The sequence below is a fragment of the Rhodoferax sediminis genome, from assembly GCF_006970865.1.
Classification (GTDB): Bacteria; Pseudomonadota; Gammaproteobacteria; order Burkholderiales; family Burkholderiaceae_C; genus Rhodoferax_A; species Rhodoferax_A sediminis.
The window spans coordinates 4,315,485-4,333,069 of record NZ_CP035503.1 but is presented as its reverse complement, the minus strand read 5'-3'; the positions used below and the strand labels follow the sequence as shown (position 1 = coordinate 4,333,069).

15 protein-coding genes are annotated in these 17,585 nt (G+C 66.6%); 6 read left to right on the top strand and 9 right to left on the bottom strand.

The genetic code is table 11. The features are described 5' to 3' along the window. Positions 1 to 10 precede the first annotated feature (10 nt). From EUB48_RS20935 to EUB48_RS20925, 3 genes are all read right to left on the bottom strand, one after another. Entirely contained in the window at positions 11 to 964 is a 954-nt protein-coding gene (locus EUB48_RS20935) for a VTT domain-containing protein (RefSeq protein ID WP_142820977.1), read from the bottom strand. A gap of 69 nt (positions 965 to 1,033) precedes the next feature. Next, on the bottom strand, positions 1,034 to 2,629 hold the full coding sequence (locus tag EUB48_RS20930) for a DHA2 family efflux MFS transporter permease subunit (protein ID WP_142820976.1): 1,596 nt from the start codon (positions 2,627 to 2,629) through the stop codon (positions 1,034 to 1,036). Continuing rightward, the gene (locus EUB48_RS20925; RefSeq protein WP_142820975.1) at positions 2,626 to 3,093 is read right to left on the bottom strand and encodes a MarR family winged helix-turn-helix transcriptional regulator; all 468 of its coding nucleotides are present in this window, start codon (positions 3,091 to 3,093) and stop codon (positions 2,626 to 2,628) included. The genes EUB48_RS20930 and EUB48_RS20925 overlap by 4 nt, the downstream gene beginning before the upstream one ends. A gap of 66 nt (positions 3,094 to 3,159) precedes the next feature. On the opposite strand from EUB48_RS20925, the gene EUB48_RS20920 reads away from it, so the two are divergent. Continuing rightward, a complete protein-coding gene (locus EUB48_RS20920) occupies positions 3,160 to 4,620 on the top strand; it encodes a flavin-containing monooxygenase (RefSeq protein WP_142820974.1) in 1,461 nt (486 codons plus the stop codon). Positions 4,621 to 4,632: 12 nt separating this feature from the next. Here EUB48_RS20920 and EUB48_RS20915 read toward each other — a convergent pair whose 3' ends face one another. Continuing rightward, entirely contained in the window at positions 4,633 to 5,055 is a 423-nt protein-coding gene (locus EUB48_RS20915) for a VOC family protein (protein WP_142820973.1), read from the bottom strand. 125 nt (positions 5,056 to 5,180) lie between these two features. Between EUB48_RS20915 and EUB48_RS20910 the strand changes: the two genes are divergently transcribed. Further along, complete coding sequence (locus EUB48_RS20910; protein ID WP_420821422.1) at positions 5,181 to 7,550, top strand: xanthine dehydrogenase family protein molybdopterin-binding subunit; 2,370 nt, start codon at positions 5,181 to 5,183, stop codon at positions 7,548 to 7,550. 4 nt (positions 7,551 to 7,554) lie between these two features. Here EUB48_RS20910 and EUB48_RS20905 read toward each other — a convergent pair whose 3' ends face one another. Then, complete coding sequence (locus EUB48_RS20905; protein ID WP_142820971.1) at positions 7,555 to 8,181, bottom strand: glutathione S-transferase family protein; 627 nt, start codon at positions 8,179 to 8,181, stop codon at positions 7,555 to 7,557. 66 nt (positions 8,182 to 8,247) lie between these two features. Continuing rightward, entirely contained in the window at positions 8,248 to 9,183 is a 936-nt protein-coding gene (locus EUB48_RS20900; protein ID WP_142820970.1) for a LysR family transcriptional regulator, read from the bottom strand. Positions 9,184 to 9,327: 144 nt separating this feature from the next. Here EUB48_RS20900 and EUB48_RS20895 point away from each other — a divergent pair, with 144 nt between their 5' ends. Genes EUB48_RS20895 through fahA form a run of 4 tightly spaced genes read left to right on the top strand, consistent with a single transcriptional unit; the run spans position 9,328 to position 13,950 of the window. Next, a complete protein-coding gene (locus EUB48_RS20895; RefSeq protein WP_142820969.1) occupies positions 9,328 to 9,885 on the top strand; it encodes a VOC family protein in 558 nt (185 codons plus the stop codon). A gap of 60 nt (positions 9,886 to 9,945) precedes the next feature. After that, complete coding sequence (locus EUB48_RS20890; RefSeq protein WP_142820968.1) at positions 9,946 to 11,298, top strand: MFS transporter; 1,353 nt, start codon at positions 9,946 to 9,948, stop codon at positions 11,296 to 11,298. A gap of 22 nt (positions 11,299 to 11,320) precedes the next feature. Then, positions 11,321 to 12,667, top strand: a complete 1,347-nt coding sequence (gene hmgA, locus EUB48_RS20885) for a homogentisate 1,2-dioxygenase (RefSeq protein WP_142820967.1) — start codon at positions 11,321 to 11,323, stop codon at positions 12,665 to 12,667. Further along, positions 12,664 to 13,950: a fumarylacetoacetase gene (gene fahA / locus EUB48_RS20880; RefSeq protein ID WP_142820966.1), complete on the top strand. Its 1,287-nt coding sequence runs from the start codon at positions 12,664 to 12,666 to the stop codon at positions 13,948 to 13,950. The genes hmgA and fahA overlap by 4 nt, the downstream gene beginning before the upstream one ends. A 35-nt stretch (positions 13,951 to 13,985) precedes the next feature. On the opposite strand, the gene EUB48_RS20875 is transcribed toward fahA, so the two are convergent. The 3 genes from EUB48_RS20875 to EUB48_RS20865 all read right to left on the bottom strand — a co-directional run bounded on the left by EUB48_RS20875 (position 13,986) and on the right by EUB48_RS20865 (position 17,550). Then, positions 13,986 to 14,621, bottom strand: a complete 636-nt coding sequence (locus tag EUB48_RS20875; protein WP_142820965.1) for a DNA-3-methyladenine glycosylase I — start codon at positions 14,619 to 14,621, stop codon at positions 13,986 to 13,988. A 100-nt stretch (positions 14,622 to 14,721) separates the two neighbouring features. Beyond that, complete coding sequence (locus EUB48_RS20870; RefSeq protein WP_142820964.1) at positions 14,722 to 16,119, bottom strand: M20 family metallopeptidase; 1,398 nt, start codon at positions 16,117 to 16,119, stop codon at positions 14,722 to 14,724. Positions 16,120 to 16,212: 93 nt separating this feature from the next. Further along, positions 16,213 to 17,550: a D-amino acid dehydrogenase gene (locus EUB48_RS20865; protein ID WP_142820963.1), complete on the bottom strand. Its 1,338-nt coding sequence runs from the start codon at positions 17,548 to 17,550 to the stop codon at positions 16,213 to 16,215. Positions 17,551 to 17,585 lie beyond the last annotated feature (35 nt).

Here is a 17,585-nt window from a genome sequence, read left to right as displayed (position 1 = left end):
ATGGTGAGTGTCAGGGCGTTGCGGCGGGTGCCAGGGCGCCTGTCTGTTGCCCCAGGTGTCGGACCCAGGAGTCATAGCCGCCCTTGAGCGGGCGCACCGAGGTGTAGCCGAGCTTGCGCAGACCATGCGCCGCGCGCACCGCCGTGGCGTCTTCGGGGCAGGCGCACAAGGTCACGATGTCACGGCCCTTGGCCCAATGGCTGACAGCGCGGGGCAAATCATCCAGGCTGGCCTGGGCGGCGCCGGCCAGGGGTCCCGTCTGGGCAATCAGGGCGGCGCCACGGAAGTCGAGCAGCAACGGCGGCGCGTCCGAGGCCAGCGCCGCCACCAGCTCCGATGGGGTGATGTGCGGGATGGTCTGCATTTGCCCAAAACGGTACTTCTGCCACAGCTTCCAGAGCAGCCAGGCCGCCAGGGCGAGCGCGATCACGACGACGAGGCTCGCGCCGTGGCTGCTCATGGCGTTGATGGCGATTTCCACCTGCGCACGCCACCACCACCCGACAAGAATTGCGAGCCCGGCCCACAGTGCCGCGCCAAGGCCCGCCGCCGCGAGAAAGCTCGGCAGCGGCATGCGCAGCGAGCCGGCGATGGGCGGCGCCACCGTGGAGAACCCGGGGACGAACTTGGCGATCACCAGCGACCACACCCCCCAGCGCATGAAACGCGCCTCCGTCTCCGACACGCAGGAGCCCGGATTGATGGACAGCCGGCACAAACCCGACAGGATGCGATAGCCGAAGGCGCGCCCGGCCAGATACCAGATGCCGTCTGCAAGCACCGACGCCAGCACGGCCGCCGCGAGCATTTGCGTGGCCTGGCTGGAGGAGGCGGCGAGGCTGCCGGCCACCAGCAGTGTCGGCACCGCCGGGACCGGCAGGCCCACCTGCTGCATCAGCACGCTGACGAACACGACCCACTCCGCGTGCTGCTGGATGGCTTGAATGATCGCAGTGATGTCCATGAATACCGTTTGCCCTTCAATTAGCCCCGGGATTATGCGGGGGTTGCCGGCTCGGCGCAGAGGTGGCGCTCAGTGCGGCACTTCGACCGCGGCCGCGGCCTCGTCCGCATCGATGGCGCCCACGACCGCCGCCGGCGTGTGGCGCGGGCTGCTCATGACCAGCAGCAGCGGAATGGCGGCCAGTGTCAGGACCGTCATGATGCTGAAGTCGTTGATGTAGCCGATCAGCGCGCCCTGGCGTGTGACTTCGGCGTTCAGGATCGCCAACCCCGTGGTCGTGCCGGGGTCCAGCATCGAGGGCAGATTTACGAGGCCCTGGTTGCCGGGCACGACGGTTGCCGCCAGTTGCGCGTGCGCCGTATCCGCGCCGCGCGTCAGCAGCGCCTGCACGATCGAGATGCCGACGCTTGAGCCGATGTTGCGCAGCAGGCTGTAGATGGGCGTGCCCTGATGGCGCAGCACCGGCGCCAGCGTGGCGAAGGTCGCGGTGGACAGCGGCACGAAGGTGAAGCCGATGCCCAGCCCCTGGATGAAGCCCGAGACGATGATTAGGTTGGCGTCCATCTGCAGCGTCAGGTGCGTCATCTGCCAGAGCGCGAACGCCGTGAGTCCGAAACCGAGCGCCATGATGGCGCGCACGTCGATGCGGTGCACCAGCCGCCCCACCACGATCATCGCCAGCATGGTGCCGACGCCGCGCGGCGCCGTCACCTCACCGGTGTAGATCACCGGGTAGTCCATCAGGCTTTGCAGCAGGTTGGGCAGCAGCGCCATGGTGCCGTACAGGATCATGCCGACGATGAACGCGAACAGCAGTCCGGTGACAAAATTGCGGTCCTTCAGCAGGCTGCGGTCGAAGAACGACACGCCCTGCGCGGTCCAGGTGTGCACCACGAAAAAGGCAAAGGCGACGAGCGCGGCGGCCGCCTCCAGCTTGATCTCCCAGGAGTCGAACCAGTCGAGCTGCTGGCCCCGGTCGAGGAACAGCTGCAGCATGCCGATGGCCAGCGACAGCGTGGCGAAGCCGAAGATGTCCAGCCGCTCGCGCCCCGGCCGGCTCTCGGGCAGGTAGCGGGCAATGCCCCATAGCGCAAACAGGCCGACCGGCAGGTTGATGAAGAACACCCAGCGCCAGTTGTAGTTCTCGGTCAGCCAGCCACCGAGCAGCGGGCCCAGGATCGGGCCCACCATAATGCCCGCGCCCCAGATCGCCATGGCCTGGCCGACCTTTTCGCGCGGGTTGATGTCGAGCAGCACGGCCTGCGACAGCGGCACCAGTGCCGCGCCGAACACGCCCTGCAGCAGGCGCGCGAGCACGATGCCCACGAGCGAGGTCGACAGGCCGCACAGCGCTGACGCGATCGTGAACCCGATCACCGAGACGATGAACACCCGGCGCCGGCCCCATTGGCCGCACAGCCAGCCGGTCAGCGGCAGCGTGATGGCGGAGGCCACGATGTAGGAGGTGAGCACCCACATGATCTGGTCCTGCGAGGCCTGCAGGCTGCCCTGCATGTGCGGCAGCGCGACGTTGGCGATCGTGGTGTCGAGCGCCTGCATGATCGTCGCCAGCATGATCGACAGGGTGATCATGCGCCGGTGCGGCACGCCGGCAGCGGGTGCAGCAGCGATGTTGCCGGCGCCGGTGATGGAGGCGGCACTCATCCCGGCACCTGCGCATCCGCCGGCAGGTCCAGCAGGCCGCGGCGGGCCTTGCCGAGCAGGGTCAGCAACTGCGTGCGCTCTGCCGGCGTGAGCCCGGCCAGCACCCGGGCGTGCAGGGTGTCGCCGATGCTCAGTGCGGTGTCGAGCGCGGCCTCGGCCCGCGGCTCCAGATGCACCTCGTTGATGCGCCTGTCGGTCGCGCTGGGCCGGCGCCGGATCCAGCCGGCCGCCGCCATGCGGTCGCACAGCGTTGCCACGCCCATCGCGCTCAGGCCGAGCCGGTGCGCGAGCTCGATTTGCGACAGCGGCCGCTCGTTGCCGTGCATCGCCAGCGCGCCGAGCAGGCGGACCTGCGCGCGCGACAGGCCGATGCGTTCGCGCGCCAGCCGGTCGAAATGTTCCCCGTAAAGCTTGGCCACGTCGTTGACCAGGAAGCCGAAGCGCTGGCTGAAATCTCTTTTCATAAGTACATTGATTATAAATAGGCTTATGAATTTGTGCTGACGGCCGCGGCATGCTAGCCTTGTGCCATGAGCACGATTGAAGTGGCCATCATCGGCGCCGGCATCGGCGGCCTGTGCGCCGCAATCCGGCTGCGCGCGGCGGGCGTCACCTCGCTGGTGGTGCTCGAGCGCGCAAGCGAGGTAGGCGGCACCTGGCGCGACAACACGTATCCGGGCTGCGCCTGCGACGTGCCCTCGCATCTTTACTCGCTCTCGTTCGAGCCCAACCGCGGCTGGACGCGGCCCTATTCGCAGCAAGCCGAAATTCAGGCCTATATCCGGCGCGTGGTGCGGCAATACGGGCTGGACGCCGTGATCCGCTTCGGCCAGGAGGTCGGCGCGCTGCGCTGGGACGCTAGCGCGCAGCACTGGCAGATCGAACGCGCGGGCCAACCCATGCTGCAGGCGCGCCATGTCATCGTGGCCACCGGCCCGCTCAACAAGCCGCTGCTGCCCAAGGTGCCGGGGCTGGACACATTCGACGGTCCGGCATTCCACACGAGCCAGTGGCGCCACGACGTGGACCTGCGGGGCAAGCGCATCGCCGTGGTCGGCACCGGCGCCAGCGCGGTGCAGGTCGTGCCCGAGATCGCGTCCGCTGCCGCACACCTCACGGTGTTCCAGCGCACGCCCGGCTGGGTGCTGCCGCGCCGGGACCGGCCCTACGGCCCGTTGCGGCGCTGGCTGTACGCCCATGTGCCGGGGCTGCAAACGCTGGTGCGCTGGCGCATCTACTGGTTCAACGAATGGATCGGCATGGGCTTCCTGGGCTCGGCCCGGATGCAGGCCCTGCTGCGCCGACTTGCCCTGCAGCACCTGCGCCGCCAGGTCAAGGACGCCGCGCTGCGCGCCGCCCTCACGCCCCATTTCAACCCTGGCTGCAAGCGCCTGCTGTTCTCAAACACCTGGTTCCGTGCGCTGCAGCAGCCCAACGTGAGCCTGGTAACCCAGGCGGTGGCGCGCGTGACGCCGCAGGGGGTGGTCGGCAGCGACGGCAGGCTGCATCCCTGCGACGTGATCATCTGGGGCACCGGCTTTCGGGCCACCGAATTCATCACGCCCCTGTGCATCTACGGCGAGCGGGGCGAAGAACTTTCTGAGCGCTGGCGCGCGCAGCCGGCGGCGACCCGACTCGGCATCACGGTGGCCGGTTTTCCCAACCTCTTCATGCTAGTCGGCCCGAACACCGGACTGGGCCACAACTCCATCATCTTCATGATCGAGGCGCAGGTGAACTACATCGTGGACGCACTGCGCAGTCTGTGCCGGCGCGGCCAGGCCACGCTGCGCCTGCGCCCCGAAATTCAGACCGAAAACTACGCCGTAATGCAGCAGAAAATGAAATCGACGGTCTGGTCGTCGGGCTGTCATAGCTGGTACCAAAACGCCGACGGACGCATCGACACGCTGTGGCCCGGCTTCACCTGGGACTATTGGCGCCAGACGCGACGGTTCGATCCGGCGCACTACGAAGGTGCACCGCGCTGATGCTCGGTCAGCCTATTTGGCAAACAGCCGGGACGGATCGGCGAAGGCCTTGAATTCAATGGCATTGCCGCACGGGTCCAGGAAGAACATGGTGGCTTGCTCGCCCACCTGGCCCTTGAAGCGCACGTGCGGCTCGATCACAAAGCGGGTGCCGGCCGCGCGCAGCTTGTCGGCCAACGCATGCCATTCGGTCATCGGCAGTACCAGGCCGAAGTGGCGTACCGGCACGTTGTCGCCGTCCACCGCGCTGGTGTTGTGATGGCCGGCCTCGGAAGGCGACAGATGCGCCACGATCTGGTGGCCATGGAAATCGAAATCAACCCAGTCGTCCGAGGAGCGCCCTTCAGGGCAGCCCAGCAGGTCGCCATAAAAGGCACGGGCCGCAGCCAGCGAAGTAACCGGGAAGGCCAGGTGAAACGGATACAGCGGGGACATTTTTTTCTCCAGACGGCAGGGACAGACATGAGCGATCGGGCCAGTTTAGCGCGTCGGCGGATTTTGCAGACAGCGTCTATAGTGGCTTCTTGCAGTTTCCGGGGTTGTGTACACCCGCGAGGTCCATGCCGCTCCACTACGAACCACAACACACAAGGACGTCTACCGTGAATAACGACACCAATCCCACGCGCTTTGGCAGCGGGCAAGCCGTGCGCCGGCTCGAAGACGAAGGCCTGCTGACCGGCAAGGGCAGCTATGCCGACGATCTGATGCCAGCCAACCAGGCGTATCTTTGCTTTGTGCGCTCGCCGTATCCGCACGCGCGCATTGCCTCTACCGATGTGGCGGCGGCGCAGGGCATGCCGGGCGTGTTGTTGGTGCTCACTGGCGCGGATCTGGTGGCCGCGGGCGTCAAGCCGATTCCGGGGGTCGCCGGTTTTGTACGCGCCGACGGCTCGGCCGGCGCCACGCCGCCGCGGCGCGCGCTGGCACACGAGCGCGTGCGCTTTGTCGGCGAGGCGGTTGCTGCGGTGGTAGCACAAACCCTCCAGCAGGCGCGCGATGCGGCCGAAGCCATCGTCGTCGACTTTGAGGAGCTGCCCATGGTGGTGAACCTGGCGGATGCCACCGCGCCCGGCGCGCCGGTGCTGTGCGATGCGGCGCCCGACAACATCTCCGCCGAAATGCGCCATGGCGACGCGAATGCCACGGCGGCCGCTTTTGCGCGGGCGGCGCACGTGGTGGCGCTGGACGTGACGAACCAGCGCGTGGCCGCCCTCACGCTGGAGCCGCGCACCGTACTGGCAAGCTTTGACAAGGCCAGCGGGCGCCTGACAATCCACCTGAGCACCCAGATGCCCTCGGGGGCGCGCGACACGGTCAGTGACGCGCTCGGTCTGCCGCACGAGCAGGTGCGCGTGGTGGTGGGCGACGTGGGCGGTGGTTTTGGCATGAAGACCGGCGCTTACCCCGAAGACGTGGTGGCAGCCTACAGCGCCCGTACCCTGAAATGTGCCGTGAAATGGGCGGCCGAGCGCAGCGAGGAGTTCCTCTCCAGCGCCCATGGCCGCGACGTGCAAAGCCACACCGAGCTGGCGCTGGACGAGCACGGCAAAATCCTGGCCTTGCGCATTGCCTCGTTCGCCAACGTGGGCGCTTATGCCACGGGCGTGGGTGTCGCCATCCAGCTGCTGATCGGGCCCTGGGTGCAGACCAGTGTGTACGACATCCAGACCATCGATTTCCATTTCAAGGCGGTGCTGACCAACACCGCGCCGACCGGCGCCTACCGCGGCGCGGGCCGGCCCGAGGCCATTTTCAACATGGAACGCCTGATGGACGAGGCCGCGCGCCAGACCGGCATCGACCGCGTGGAACTGCGCCGGCGCAACTTCATCCGGCCCGAGCAGATGCCCTACAAAAACCCCATGGGCCAGACCTACGACACCGGCAAGTTCGAACACGTCATGGACCAGGGTTTGGCGCTCGCCGACTGGAACGGCTTCGCGGCGCGCGCGGCCGCTTCGAAGGCGCGCGGCAAGCTGCGCGGCCTGGGGATCTCGACCTTTCTGGAGTGGACCGGCGGCAATGTGTTCGAGGAGCGCGTGACCGTGTCGGTGCAGGCGGACGGCATTATCGAGGTGTACTCGGCCGTGAATGCCATGGGCCAGGGCATCGCCACCTCGCTGGCGCAGCTGGTGGTCGATGCGTTCGGCGTGCCGATCGACAAGGTGCGGGTGGTGCTGGGCGACACCGACCGTGGTAACGGTTTTGGCAGTGCCGGCTCGCGCTCGCTGTTCACCGGCGGCTCGGCCATGCGCGTGGGCGCGGACCGCACCATCGAGAAAGCCAAACAGCTGGCGGCCAAGGAGCTGGAAGCCGCCGCCGAAGACATTCAATACGCCAACGGCACCTTCAAGGTCGCCGGCACGGACCTGGAGCTAGACCTGTTTGCGCTGGCCGCGCGGCAACCCGAGCAGCGCATCTTCATGGACTCGACCAGCAGCGTGGCCGGGCCGACCTGGCCGAATGGCTGCCATGTGAGCGAGGTCGAAATCGATCCGCAGACCGGAGCGGTCGCCGTCGTGGCCTATGCCTCCGTCAACGACGTGGGCCGTGTCGTCAACCCGATGATCGTGCGTGGCCAACTCGACGGCGGGGCCGTGCAAGGCATTGGCCAGGCACTGCATGAGCATGTGGTGTACGACCGCGAGACCGGCCAGCTCGTGACCGGCAGCCTGATGGACTATTGCGCGCCGCGCGCCGACGACGTACCCGCCTTCCGGCATGAACTGGACGAATCCTCGCCCTGCCTGAACAACGCGCTGGGCGTCAAGGGCGTGGGCGAACTCGGCACCATCGGCGCCGTGCCCAGCGTGGTCAACGCCGTGGCCGATGCGCTGGCGCGCGGCGGTCACGCGAGCCAGGCGCCGGGCCTGCAGATGCCGCTGACAGCGGTAAAGATATGGCAGTCATTGCAGGCGGCTGGCTGAGCATTCAGCGCGCGTGCGCGTAGGGCCCGCCGCGCTCGATGGCGCGGCGGTAGGCGGGCCGGGCCTGGAAACGCTCGACCCACGCCTGGATATGCGAAAAGTTCTCGCGGTTGCCGCGACTGCCCGCCACTTCTCCGACAAAGCTCATCTGGATGTCGGCGCCGGTCAGGTTGTTGCCCACCAGCCAGTCGCGGCCCTGCAAGGATTGATTGACATAGCCCAGGTGGTTGGCGATTTCGCTCTCGATGCGCGGGAACAAGGGCGCACCGGCGTCACCGAGCCGCGAGACGTACAGCTTCAGCATCAGCGGCAGCATGGCCGAGCCTTCGGCGTAATGCAGCCACTGCTGGTAGGCGTCGTACTCATGCGTATGCGGCGCCGGTTGCAGGCGCCCGCCGCCGTGGCGCCGGATCAGGTAGTCGACGATCGCGCCGGATTCGATGATGGTTTGTCCGTCGTCGGTGATCACCGGCGACTTGCCCAGCGGATGCACGGCCGTGAGTTCGGGCGGCGCCAGCCGGGTCTGGGCGTTGCGCTGGTAGCGCTTGATCTCATAGGGCAGGCCGAGCTCTTCGAGCAGCCACAGTACGCGCTGCGAGCGCGAATCGTTGAGGTGGTGGACGACGATCATGGCGTGCTCCGGGGGTGTGGTATCGCTAAGCCGGCGCCGGTGTGTCGGCGTGGGGTGGAGCGCAGATTATGGACTCGGCTTGCCAGCGACAGTCCACCGGGCAATGTCTTCATGCGCGGCGACATACTGGAACAAAAAGTCCATGAAGCTTGTGGCGGCCGGCGATAGCGATTGCTCTTTACGGCTGAAGATGAAGAAGCAACGACTGACCACCGGATCGCCCAAGGCACGCATCTCCAGCTTGTACAGGCGCACCAGAGAAGCGGCGTAGGGGATGCACACGGTGACACCGAGCCCGGCGTTCACCATGCTCAGCGCTGTCGACATGAAGGCCACCTCGTTGGCGGGCATCAGCTTTGGTCCGTACACTGCGGCGCTCAGATCGATGGCAAGCCGGTCGGTGAACTGGCCCTGCAGGGAAATAACAGGGAAACGCATCAGATCGCCCCAGCAAATCTCGGGCAGCCGGTCCAGCGGATGCCCGGGCGGAAATACCGCCATGAACGGCGCTTCAAACAGGGGTGTTGCCGTGATGTCGGAGTTCGGGTCGCGTTCGGGCCCGATGCCAAAATCGACCTCGCCTGAAAAAACCCGTGACATGACGGTTTCCACCGCGCAGTCCACCAGTTTGATGCGGATGTTCGGATGTTGTGCGGTGTAGGCCGCCATTGCCTCCGGAATCAGGGTGGAGGCCATTAGCTGCGGGGCCGCAATGCGTACCAGTCCCGCTTTGAGTGACTTGAGATTGGTGACATCGTCAAGCACACCATCGAGATCGTGAATGATTTTGTCCACCAGCGGATAAAGGTCGCGCCCGACTTCTGATAACCGGGCCTTGCGCGTACTGCGGTCGATCACGCGCAGCCCGAGCGCCTGCTCCAGCTCCTTGATGAGTCCGCTCAGCGCCGATTGCGTGACGAAGAGGCTCTCGGCTGCCAGCGTGAAGCTGCCACTGCGGGCGACGGCCGCGAAGGCGCGCAATTGTCGAAGCGTCACATTCATTGGAAAGCCTCATAAATGCATCAACAAATCCCGTTTGTATTATGAATGCGGCGACGCTTTAATCAAGTTCATCCATTGCCCGCCACACTGCGAACGGCCGGGGCGCTGGACACTTCCATCAACCCTGTCAACCGGAGAAAAGCCATGCAGATCATGAGAATTCATCACGTCGCCTACCGCTGCAACGACGCCAAGGAAACCGTCGAGTGGTACGCTAAAAATTTGAACATGAAGCTTATCCTCGCGATCGCCGAGGATCAGGTACCGTCGACCAAGGCGGCCGATCCGTACATGCACCCGTTTCTGGACGCCGGTGGCGGCAACGTGCTGGCATTCTTCGAAATCCCCAACTCGCCGCCTATGGGCCGCGATCCCAACACGCCGGCTTGGGTGCAGCATATCTCGTTCAAAGTCGAGAGCGAGGCGCACCTGCTTGAGGCCAAGGCCCAGCTCGAGGCCAACGGCATCAAGGTGCTCGGTGTGACGGACCACACCATCTTCAAGTCGATCTATTTCTTCGACCCGAACGGCCACCGGCTCGAACTCGTGGCCGACACCGCCACGCCCGAGATGCAGCGCAAGCTCGACGCGGTGAAGTGGGAGATGCTCGAGGAATGGTCGAAAACCAAGAAGGCGCCCAAACATGCCGCCTGGATGCACGATGGAAGCTACGACCTTGCGGGTGAAGCCGTTGCCGCGTAGCACGGGCCACCGGAGCTACGCGTGCAAGCGCCCTTTCTTGTGGCACACAGGAGATCTCTCATGAGCATAAGCAGGACCATCGACATCCCCGCGGTGATCGATGCGAACAAGGTCGGCGGCTTCCAGAAATGGATTCTCATCCTGGTCGGCCTGACGGTGGTGATGGACGGCTTCGACGTGCAGTCCATGGGCTACGTGGCGCCGGTGATCATCAAGGAGTGGGGCGTCAACAAGGCCATGCTCGGGCCGGTGTTCGGCGCCGGCCTGCTGGGCATGCTGGTGGGGTCGCTGGCCTTGAGCGTGCTGGCCGACAGGATCGGGCGCCGCCCGGTGCTGATCTGGGCCTCCGTGTTCTTTGCGGTGTTCATGATCTGGACGGCGCACGCCACCAGCATCAGGGAGCTCGAGATCCTGCGCTTCATTGCCGGCCTGGGTCTGGGCGCCATCATGCCCAACGCGATGGCGCTGGCCGGTGAATACAGCCCCAAGCACAGGCGCGTCACGCTGATGATGCTCGTTTCGTGCGGCTTTACGCTCGGCGCCGTGCTCGGCGGGCTGGTCTCCGCCGCCCTGATCTCGGCGTTTGGCTGGCGCTCCGTGTTCTGGGTCGGCGGGATCTTCCCGCTCATCATGGCGGTGCTGATGTATATACGCATGCCCGAATCGCTGCAGTTCCTCGTGTTGCGTGGCAAGCATCTGGATCGCGTCGGGGCGTGCCTGAAGAAGATCGACCCGAGCGTGCGCATCGACCGCGACACCGAATACGTGGTGCCCGAGCCCAAGGGCAAGGGCACACCCGTCGGGGAGTTGTTCCGGCACGGCCGGGCCAAGGCTACCCTGTTGCTGTGGGTCGTCAACTTCATGAATCTGCTGAATCTCTACTTTCTGTCGAACTGGTTGCCGACGATCGCCGCCAGTTCCGGACTGACCACCACCAATGCCGTGCTGGTGGGCACCGCGCTGCAGGCCGGTGGCGTGCTGGGGACGGTGTTAATGGGACCAGCCATCGATCGCGTCGGCTTCTACCGCGTGCTGGTGCCGTGCTTCCTGGTCGCCGCGGTCACGATTGCACTGATCGGTCAGCCGGGCCTCTCGCTGGCGGTGCTGTTCGTGGTGGTGACGATCACCGGCTTTTGCATCATCGGCGGCCAGCCCGCAGTAAATGCGCTCGCCGCCACCTATTACCCGACGGCGGAGCGCTCCACCGGCGTTGGCTGGAGCCTGGGCATCGGCCGCTTCGGCTCGATCGTCGGCCCGGTTCTTGGCGGGATATTGATCCAGTACCAGTGGTCGAATGCCGGTATCTTTTACGCGGTCGCCGTGCCTGCGCTGATCTCAGCCCTGATGTTGTGGCTGATGAGCCGCGAAACGGGCACCAGCCCCAACATGGCGGCGGCCGCGGTGGGACACTGAGGCCTGCTTTTTGGAGGTGAAAATGACTGTGCTTAAGGAAAAATCGCAATCGGTGGGCGCCTTGCCCGCCGGGTCCGATCTGCGTTACCAGGCCGGCTTCGGCAACGAGCATGCGAGCGAGGCGGTGGCCGGCGCGCTGCCGCAGGGGTGCAACAGCCCGCAGCGCGCGCCGCTGGACCTGTACCCCGAGCTGGTGTCCGGCACCGCCTTTACCGCGCCGCGCCACGAGAACCGGCGCTCCTGGCTGTACCGGCGCCAGCCCTCGGTCGTCTCGGGCCGCTACCAGCCCTATGCGCAGACCGGCTGGAGCACTGGCGCCGACCGCACCGTTGCCCTGCCGCCCGAGCCGATGCGCTGGCACCCGTTCCCGCTCGACAACGCTGAAACGGATGGGGCGGACTTCGTCGACGGCATGTGCACGCTCGCGGCCAATGGCGATGCCGAGGCACAAGTCGGCATCGGCTCGCTGGTCTATCGCGCCAATCGTTCAATGCAGCGGCGCGCCTTCGTCGATGCCGACGGCGAGCTGCTCATCGTGCCGCAGCAGGGCCGCCTGGTTCTCACCACGGAGATGGGCGTGCTCGAGGTCAAGCCCGGCGAGATCGCGCTGGTGCCGCGCGGCGTGGTGTTCAAGGTGGCATTGCCCGACGGTCTTTCGCGCGGCTACGTCTGCGAGAACTACGGCGCGCAGTTCCGCCTGCCCGAGCTCGGCCCCATTGGCTCCAACGGGCTGGCCAATGCGCGCGACTTCCAGGCGCCCGTGGCCGCCTACGAAGACAGCTCCGGCGCGTACGAACTCGTGAAGAAATTCGGCGGCCGCTTCTGGTGCGCGCCGATGCAGCATTCGCCCTTCAACGTCATCGCGTGGCACGGCAACCTCACCCCGCTGAAGTACGACACCGCCAATTTCATGACCATCGGCTCGATCAGCTTCGACCACCCCGATCCGTCCATCTTCACCGTGCTCACCTCGCCCAGCGACACGCATGGCACCGCCAACTGCGACTTCGTGATCTTCCCGCCGCGCTGGCTGGTGATGGAAGACACCTTCCGCCCACCCTGGTACCACCGCAACCTCATGAGCGAGTTCATGGGCCTGATCTATGGCGAATACGACGCCAAGCCCGGCGGCTTCAAGCCCGGCGGCGCGAGCCTGCATAACAGCATGGTGCCGCACGGGCCGGACGAGGAAGCCTTCAACAAGGCCAGCCATGCCGACCTGAAGCCGCAGAAGCTCGACCACACGCTGGCCTTCATGTTCGAGAGCCGCTACCGTTTCATCCCGACCAACTGGGCGCTGCAAAGCCCGGCGCTCGACACCGACTACGCCGACTGCTGGGCCGGCCTCAAAGACAGGTTCAAACCATGAACACCCTCAACGAAACCCATGACCCGAAACTGCGCAGCTGGGTGGTCTCGGCCAACGCCGCCGGTTGCGACTTCCCCATCCAGAACCTGCCGTTCGGGCGCTTTCGCACGGCGGGCGGCGTTGATGCCCTGCGCATCGGCGTCGCGATCGGCGACCAGGTGCTGGATCTGCGCGCAACCGGCCTGATCCACACCGACGACATGAACGCACTGATGGCCGCCAGCCCGGCGGATCGACAGGCGCTGCGCGCCGCGATCTCCGCCGGCCTGGCCGAGGGCAGCAGCCAGCAGGGCGCCTGGCAGGGCGCCCTGCACGCGCAATCCGCGCTCGAGATGGCCGTGCCATGCCGCATCGGCGACTACACCGACTTCTACACCGGCATCCACCACGCCACCACGGTCGGCAAGCTGTTTCGCCCCGACAGCCCTTTGATGCCCAACTACAAGTGGGTGCCGATCGGCTACCACGGCCGCGCCTCGTCGATCGGCGTGAGCGGCCAGCGCGTCAAGCGCCCGCGCGGCCAGACCAAGGCGCCCGATGCCGCGGTACCCAGCTTTGGCCCCAGCCAGCGGCTGGACTACGAACTGGAACTGGGATTCTTCATCGGCCGCGGCAACGCGCTCGGCGAGCCGATTCCGATCCAGGAGGCTGAGCAGCACCTGTTCGGCGTCGGACTGTTCAACGACTGGTCGGCGCGCGACATTCAGGCCTGGGAATATGTGCCGCTCGGGCCGTTCCTGTCGAAGAACTTCGCCTCGATGATCTCGCCCTGGATCGTGACCATGGAGGCGCTGGCACCGTTTCGCGCCCCGTTCGAACGGCCCGCGGGAGATCCGCCGCCGCTGTCGTATCTCGACTCGCCCGCCAACCGCGAGCACGGCGCGCTCGACATCACGCTGGAGGTCTGGCTGCAGACCCGAAAGATGCGCGAGGCCGGCGCGCCAGCGGTGCGCCTGACCAAAGGCAACGCCCGCGAAGCGGCCTACTGGACGCCGGCGCAGCTGATCGCACACCACACCGTGGGCGGCTGCAACCTGCAGCCGGGCGACCTGCTCGGCTCGGGCACGCTCTCGGGACGCAAGCCTGACGAGGCCGGCTCGCTGCTCGAACTGACCCTGGGCGGAAAGAACCGTATCACGCTGCCCAATGGCGAGAGCCACACCTTCCTGGAAGACGGCGACACGCTCACGCTGCGCGGCTATTGCGAGCGCGACGGCGCCGTGCGCATCGGGCTCGGGGAGTGCGCCGGCACCGTACTGCCGGCGGTCGCGCTTGACGGATAGCGCGCGGGGTGCGCGCCCCATCGAGGGGCCTCCCGCTAAGCCGGCAACTTGAACTTCGCGCGCGCGGCCAGGGCTGCCGCTCGCGCATGGCAGCCCTCGAGATGGTCGTTGACCAGCCCCATGGCCTGCATGAAGGCGTACATGGTGGTCGGGCCGACAAAGCTCCAGCCGCGCTTGCGCAGGTCCCGGGACAGCGCGTGCGACGCAGGCGAGGTCGGCATCGCCTTGACCGCCTCGTGCGTGAGGCGCTCGGGCCGGTTGGCCGGCTCGGGTTCGAAGCGCCAGACATAGGCCGCCAGGGAACCGAATTCCGCGCGCAGTTCGAGCACGCGTTTGGCGTTGTTGATGGCCGAGCGGATCTTGCCGGCGTGGCGCACGATGCCGGCATCGCCCAGCAGGCGCTGGACATCGCTCTCATCGAAGGCCGCGACCCGCTCGGCGTCGAACTCGGCGAAGGCGCGCCGGAATGCGTCGCGCTTGTTCAGGATGGTGAGCCAGGACAGGCCGGCCTGGAAGCCTTCCAGGCACAGCTTCTCGAACAGCCGGCGCTCGTCGGCCACCGGCCAGCCCCACTCGTTGTCATGGTAGTGCCGGTACAGCGGCGTGGCCTGGCACCAGGCGCAGCGCGCGGTACCGGCGTCATCCGCAAAGAGGCCGGGTATATCGGTCATATCGGCTTGTAGCCCATATGGATCATGCACATATAGCTATCTATTTTATAGTGAGCAAGGTGAAACCATGGCGTCACTTCGCCACGGCTTTGATGGGGTCTCAAGTCATTTTCTCCTTGGGCGTCTGGCCCGCACCGAGGTCCCAGTACAGGCCGGTCATGATGCACAGGCCCTCGCGCAAGAGCGCGGGCGGCAGGTGTTCGTTGGGCGCGTGCTGCGAACAGCCGGGGTAGGAGTGCGGCACCCAGACCGTGCGCAGGCCCAGCACGTCGGTAAAGATGTCATTCGGCAGCGAGCCGCCCAGATTGGGCAGCAGCGCCGGCTTCTGGCCGCTGGTCTGCGCGATCGAGGCCACGGCCCAGCGCACCCAGGCGTCATCGGGGTCGATGCGCGTGGCGCGGAACATGTCTTCGGGCGGGGCGGAAATTTCCACCATGGGGAAGCCCTGGCGGTCCAGATGGCGGCGCAGTGCGGGCACAAAGTCGTCCGGATTCGGGCCCGCCACAAAGCGCAGCTGGCAGCGCGCCCAGGCGCGCGGCGGGATTGCGTTGACCGGCGTTTCGGGATTGCCGGTTTTGTAGGCCAGCACTTCGAACGAGCACCAGCCGAACACGCGCTCGGCGGGCGACAGGCCCGGCTCGCCCCACCCCGGGTCGATCGCTGGGCCGTCGGCGCCGCCATCGACCTCGCAGTCGGCCAGCGCGCGCCGCACCGAGTCCGGCAGTTCCGTGGGCACCCATTCGGGGATGCGGATCTGGCCGGTGGCCGAGACAATGCTGGCGATTGCATGCGCGAGCTGGATGCCGGGGTTGGAGATCAGCCCGCCCCAGTTGCCTGAGTGGTGGCCGCCCGCGCGTGCGTCGATGCGCAGGTCGAAGTTCATGCTGCCGCGCGAACCCAGGAACACGGTGGGGCGCTCGGCGCGCAGGCGCGGCCCGTCGGAGGCTATGAGCAGGTCGGCGTCGAACAGGGTTTTGTTGGCCTCGCACAGTTCGCGCAGGCCGGGCGAGCCGGTTTCCTCGCCCATCTCGATCAGATACTTGGCGTTGAAGCCCAGTCGGCCGCGCGTCCCGAGCACGTTGGCCAGCGCCTGCAGGTTGACCGAGTGCTGGCCCTTGTTGTCGGCGATGCCGCGGCCGTACCAGCGGCCATCGGCCTCGGTGAGCGTCCAGGGCGACAGGCCCGATGCCCACTCAGCCTCCAGTCCGCGAATCACATCGCCGTGGCCGTAGCCGAACACCGTGGGCAGGGCCGGGTCTTCGAGGCGCTGGGCAAACAGGAAGGGAGCACGCGCCTTGGGGTGCGTCAGCGTCTGGCAGACAAAGCCCATGGCCTCGAACGCCGGGCGCATTTCGCTTTCAAGGTAGTCGGCCAGCACGGCGCCGCGCTGCGGGTTCTGGCTCTCGGTCGGGATGGCGACGCGCCGTGCCAGCGTCTGCCGGAACGCGCCCGAATCGAACTGCTGCTGGGCTTGCGCAATCGCTTGTGTACGCGTCATGGTGGTTGTCCTGTGGGCTGCAAGGACCCTGCCGGGCGGGCAGGAAAATCCTGCCCTCCATTGTGAGCCCCGGCCCGGTAACTTGCGCCTTCTTCAGGTCGGCGTTGCCGCCATGCGCCCGCGTGGCGCATCAAACCCGTAAAACCCGAACGCCATCCCGGGCTGTTCGCCGCTGATCAGCTCGGCAATCGCCTTGCCCGAGCCCGCACCGTGGGTCCAGCCCAGGGTGCCGTGGCCGGTATTCACCCAGAGCTTGCGCACGCGGGTCTTGCCGATGTAGGGGATGTTGGTCGGCGTGGCGGGACGCAGGCCGGCCCAGAAGTGCGGCGTGCCGCCTTCGCTGGCGCTGCGGGTATCGCACACGCCGGGCAGCACGGCCTCGACGCGCTCGGCCAGCATGCGGCAGCGCGCCCGCGCCAGCGGCGTGTCCAGCGACAGGTCGTAACCGCCCAATTCAATCGTGCCGGCCACGCGCAACTGGTCGCCGAGGCGGCTGAAGGCGCATTTGACTTCGTCGTCGATGGTGCTGACCGTGGGCGCGCGCTCCGGCTGCAGGATCTGGAAGGTGGCGCTGTAGCCCTTGCCGGGATAGATCGGCAGGTCCACGCCCACGCGGCGCAGCAGCGGTGCGGTGTACGAGCCGCACGCCGCGACCACCGCGTCGGCCATCAGATTGATGGATTTTAAGGCGGTAGCCCCCGTCCCGCGAGGGCGTACAGCTATGGATTCAATAGCGTCTCCGGATTTTACGAGGCGCTCGACGTCGTGCCCGTACAGGAACTGCGCACCGCGCGCCACGCAGAGCCGCGCCAGTGCCTGGGTGAATACGCGCGCGTCGCCGCTCTCGTCGCTGGCGGTGTAGGTGGCGCCCACGATGCGTGAGGCGAAGGGCTTGAAGGCAGGCTCGATCTGGAGCAGCTCGGCCGTGCTCACCAGCCGGCGCTCGACGCCGTATTTGTGCATCAGCGCGGCGGCTGCGCCAGCGGCGTCAAAGGACTTCTGGTCGGTGAAGTAGTGCGCGATGCCGCACTCCAGCCGGTTGTATTCGATGCCGGTGGCGCGCACCACGTCTTTCAAGGCGGCGTGGCTGTAGGCGCCCAGTGCCACGATTTGCTGCACGTTGCGCTCGAAGGCGGCGTCGTTACACTGGCCGAGGAACTGCAGGCCCCAGCGCCATTGCTGCCAGTCGAGTTGCGGGCGAAACAGCAGCGGTGCATCGCTTCTGAACATCCACCTGAGCAGCTTGAGCGGCGCGCCCCGGTTGGCCCAGGGCTCGCAGTAGCTGACCGAAATCTGCGCCGCGTTGGCAAAGCTGGTCTCCAGCGCCGCATCGCCCTGGCGCTCCACCACGGTGACCTCGTGGCCGCGCTCTAACAGGTGCCAGGCGGTGCTCACGCCGATAATGCCGGCACCCAGTACGATAACTTTCATGTCGCCCAGTTTGCGGGAAGTTGCCGGTAATTAAA

Coding starts and splice junctions, on each gene's coding strand:
- EUB48_RS20925 (WP_142820975.1), bottom strand. CDS start 3,093: ATGAAAAGAGATTTCAGCCAGCGCTTCGGCTTCCTGGTCAACGACGTG.
- EUB48_RS20895 (WP_142820969.1), top strand. CDS start 9,328: ATGCAGATCATGAGAATTCATCACGTCGCCTACCGCTGCAACGACGCC.
- EUB48_RS20920 (WP_142820974.1), top strand. CDS start 3,160: ATGAGCACGATTGAAGTGGCCATCATCGGCGCCGGCATCGGCGGCCTG.
- EUB48_RS20910 (WP_420821422.1), top strand. CDS start 5,181: ATGCCGCTCCACTACGAACCACAACACACAAGGACGTCTACCGTGAAT.
- EUB48_RS20870 (WP_142820964.1), bottom strand. CDS start 16,119: ATGACGCGTACACAAGCGATTGCGCAAGCCCAGCAGCAGTTCGATTCG.
- EUB48_RS20865 (WP_142820963.1), bottom strand. CDS start 17,550: ATGAAAGTTATCGTACTGGGTGCCGGCATTATCGGCGTGAGCACCGCC.
- EUB48_RS20930 (WP_142820976.1), bottom strand. CDS start 2,629: ATGAGTGCCGCCTCCATCACCGGCGCCGGCAACATCGCTGCTGCACCC.
- EUB48_RS20875 (WP_142820965.1), bottom strand. CDS start 14,621: ATGACCGATATACCCGGCCTCTTTGCGGATGACGCCGGTACCGCGCGC.
- fahA (WP_142820966.1), top strand. CDS start 12,664: ATGAACACCCTCAACGAAACCCATGACCCGAAACTGCGCAGCTGGGTG.
- EUB48_RS20900 (WP_142820970.1), bottom strand. CDS start 9,183: ATGAATGTGACGCTTCGACAATTGCGCGCCTTCGCGGCCGTCGCCCGC.
- EUB48_RS20890 (WP_142820968.1), top strand. CDS start 9,946: ATGAGCATAAGCAGGACCATCGACATCCCCGCGGTGATCGATGCGAAC.
- EUB48_RS20935 (WP_142820977.1), bottom strand. CDS start 964: ATGGACATCACTGCGATCATTCAAGCCATCCAGCAGCACGCGGAGTGG.
- EUB48_RS20905 (WP_142820971.1), bottom strand. CDS start 8,181: ATGATCGTCGTCCACCACCTCAACGATTCGCGCTCGCAGCGCGTACTG.
- hmgA (WP_142820967.1), top strand. CDS start 11,321: ATGACTGTGCTTAAGGAAAAATCGCAATCGGTGGGCGCCTTGCCCGCC.
- EUB48_RS20915 (WP_142820973.1), bottom strand. CDS start 5,055: ATGTCCCCGCTGTATCCGTTTCACCTGGCCTTCCCGGTTACTTCGCTG.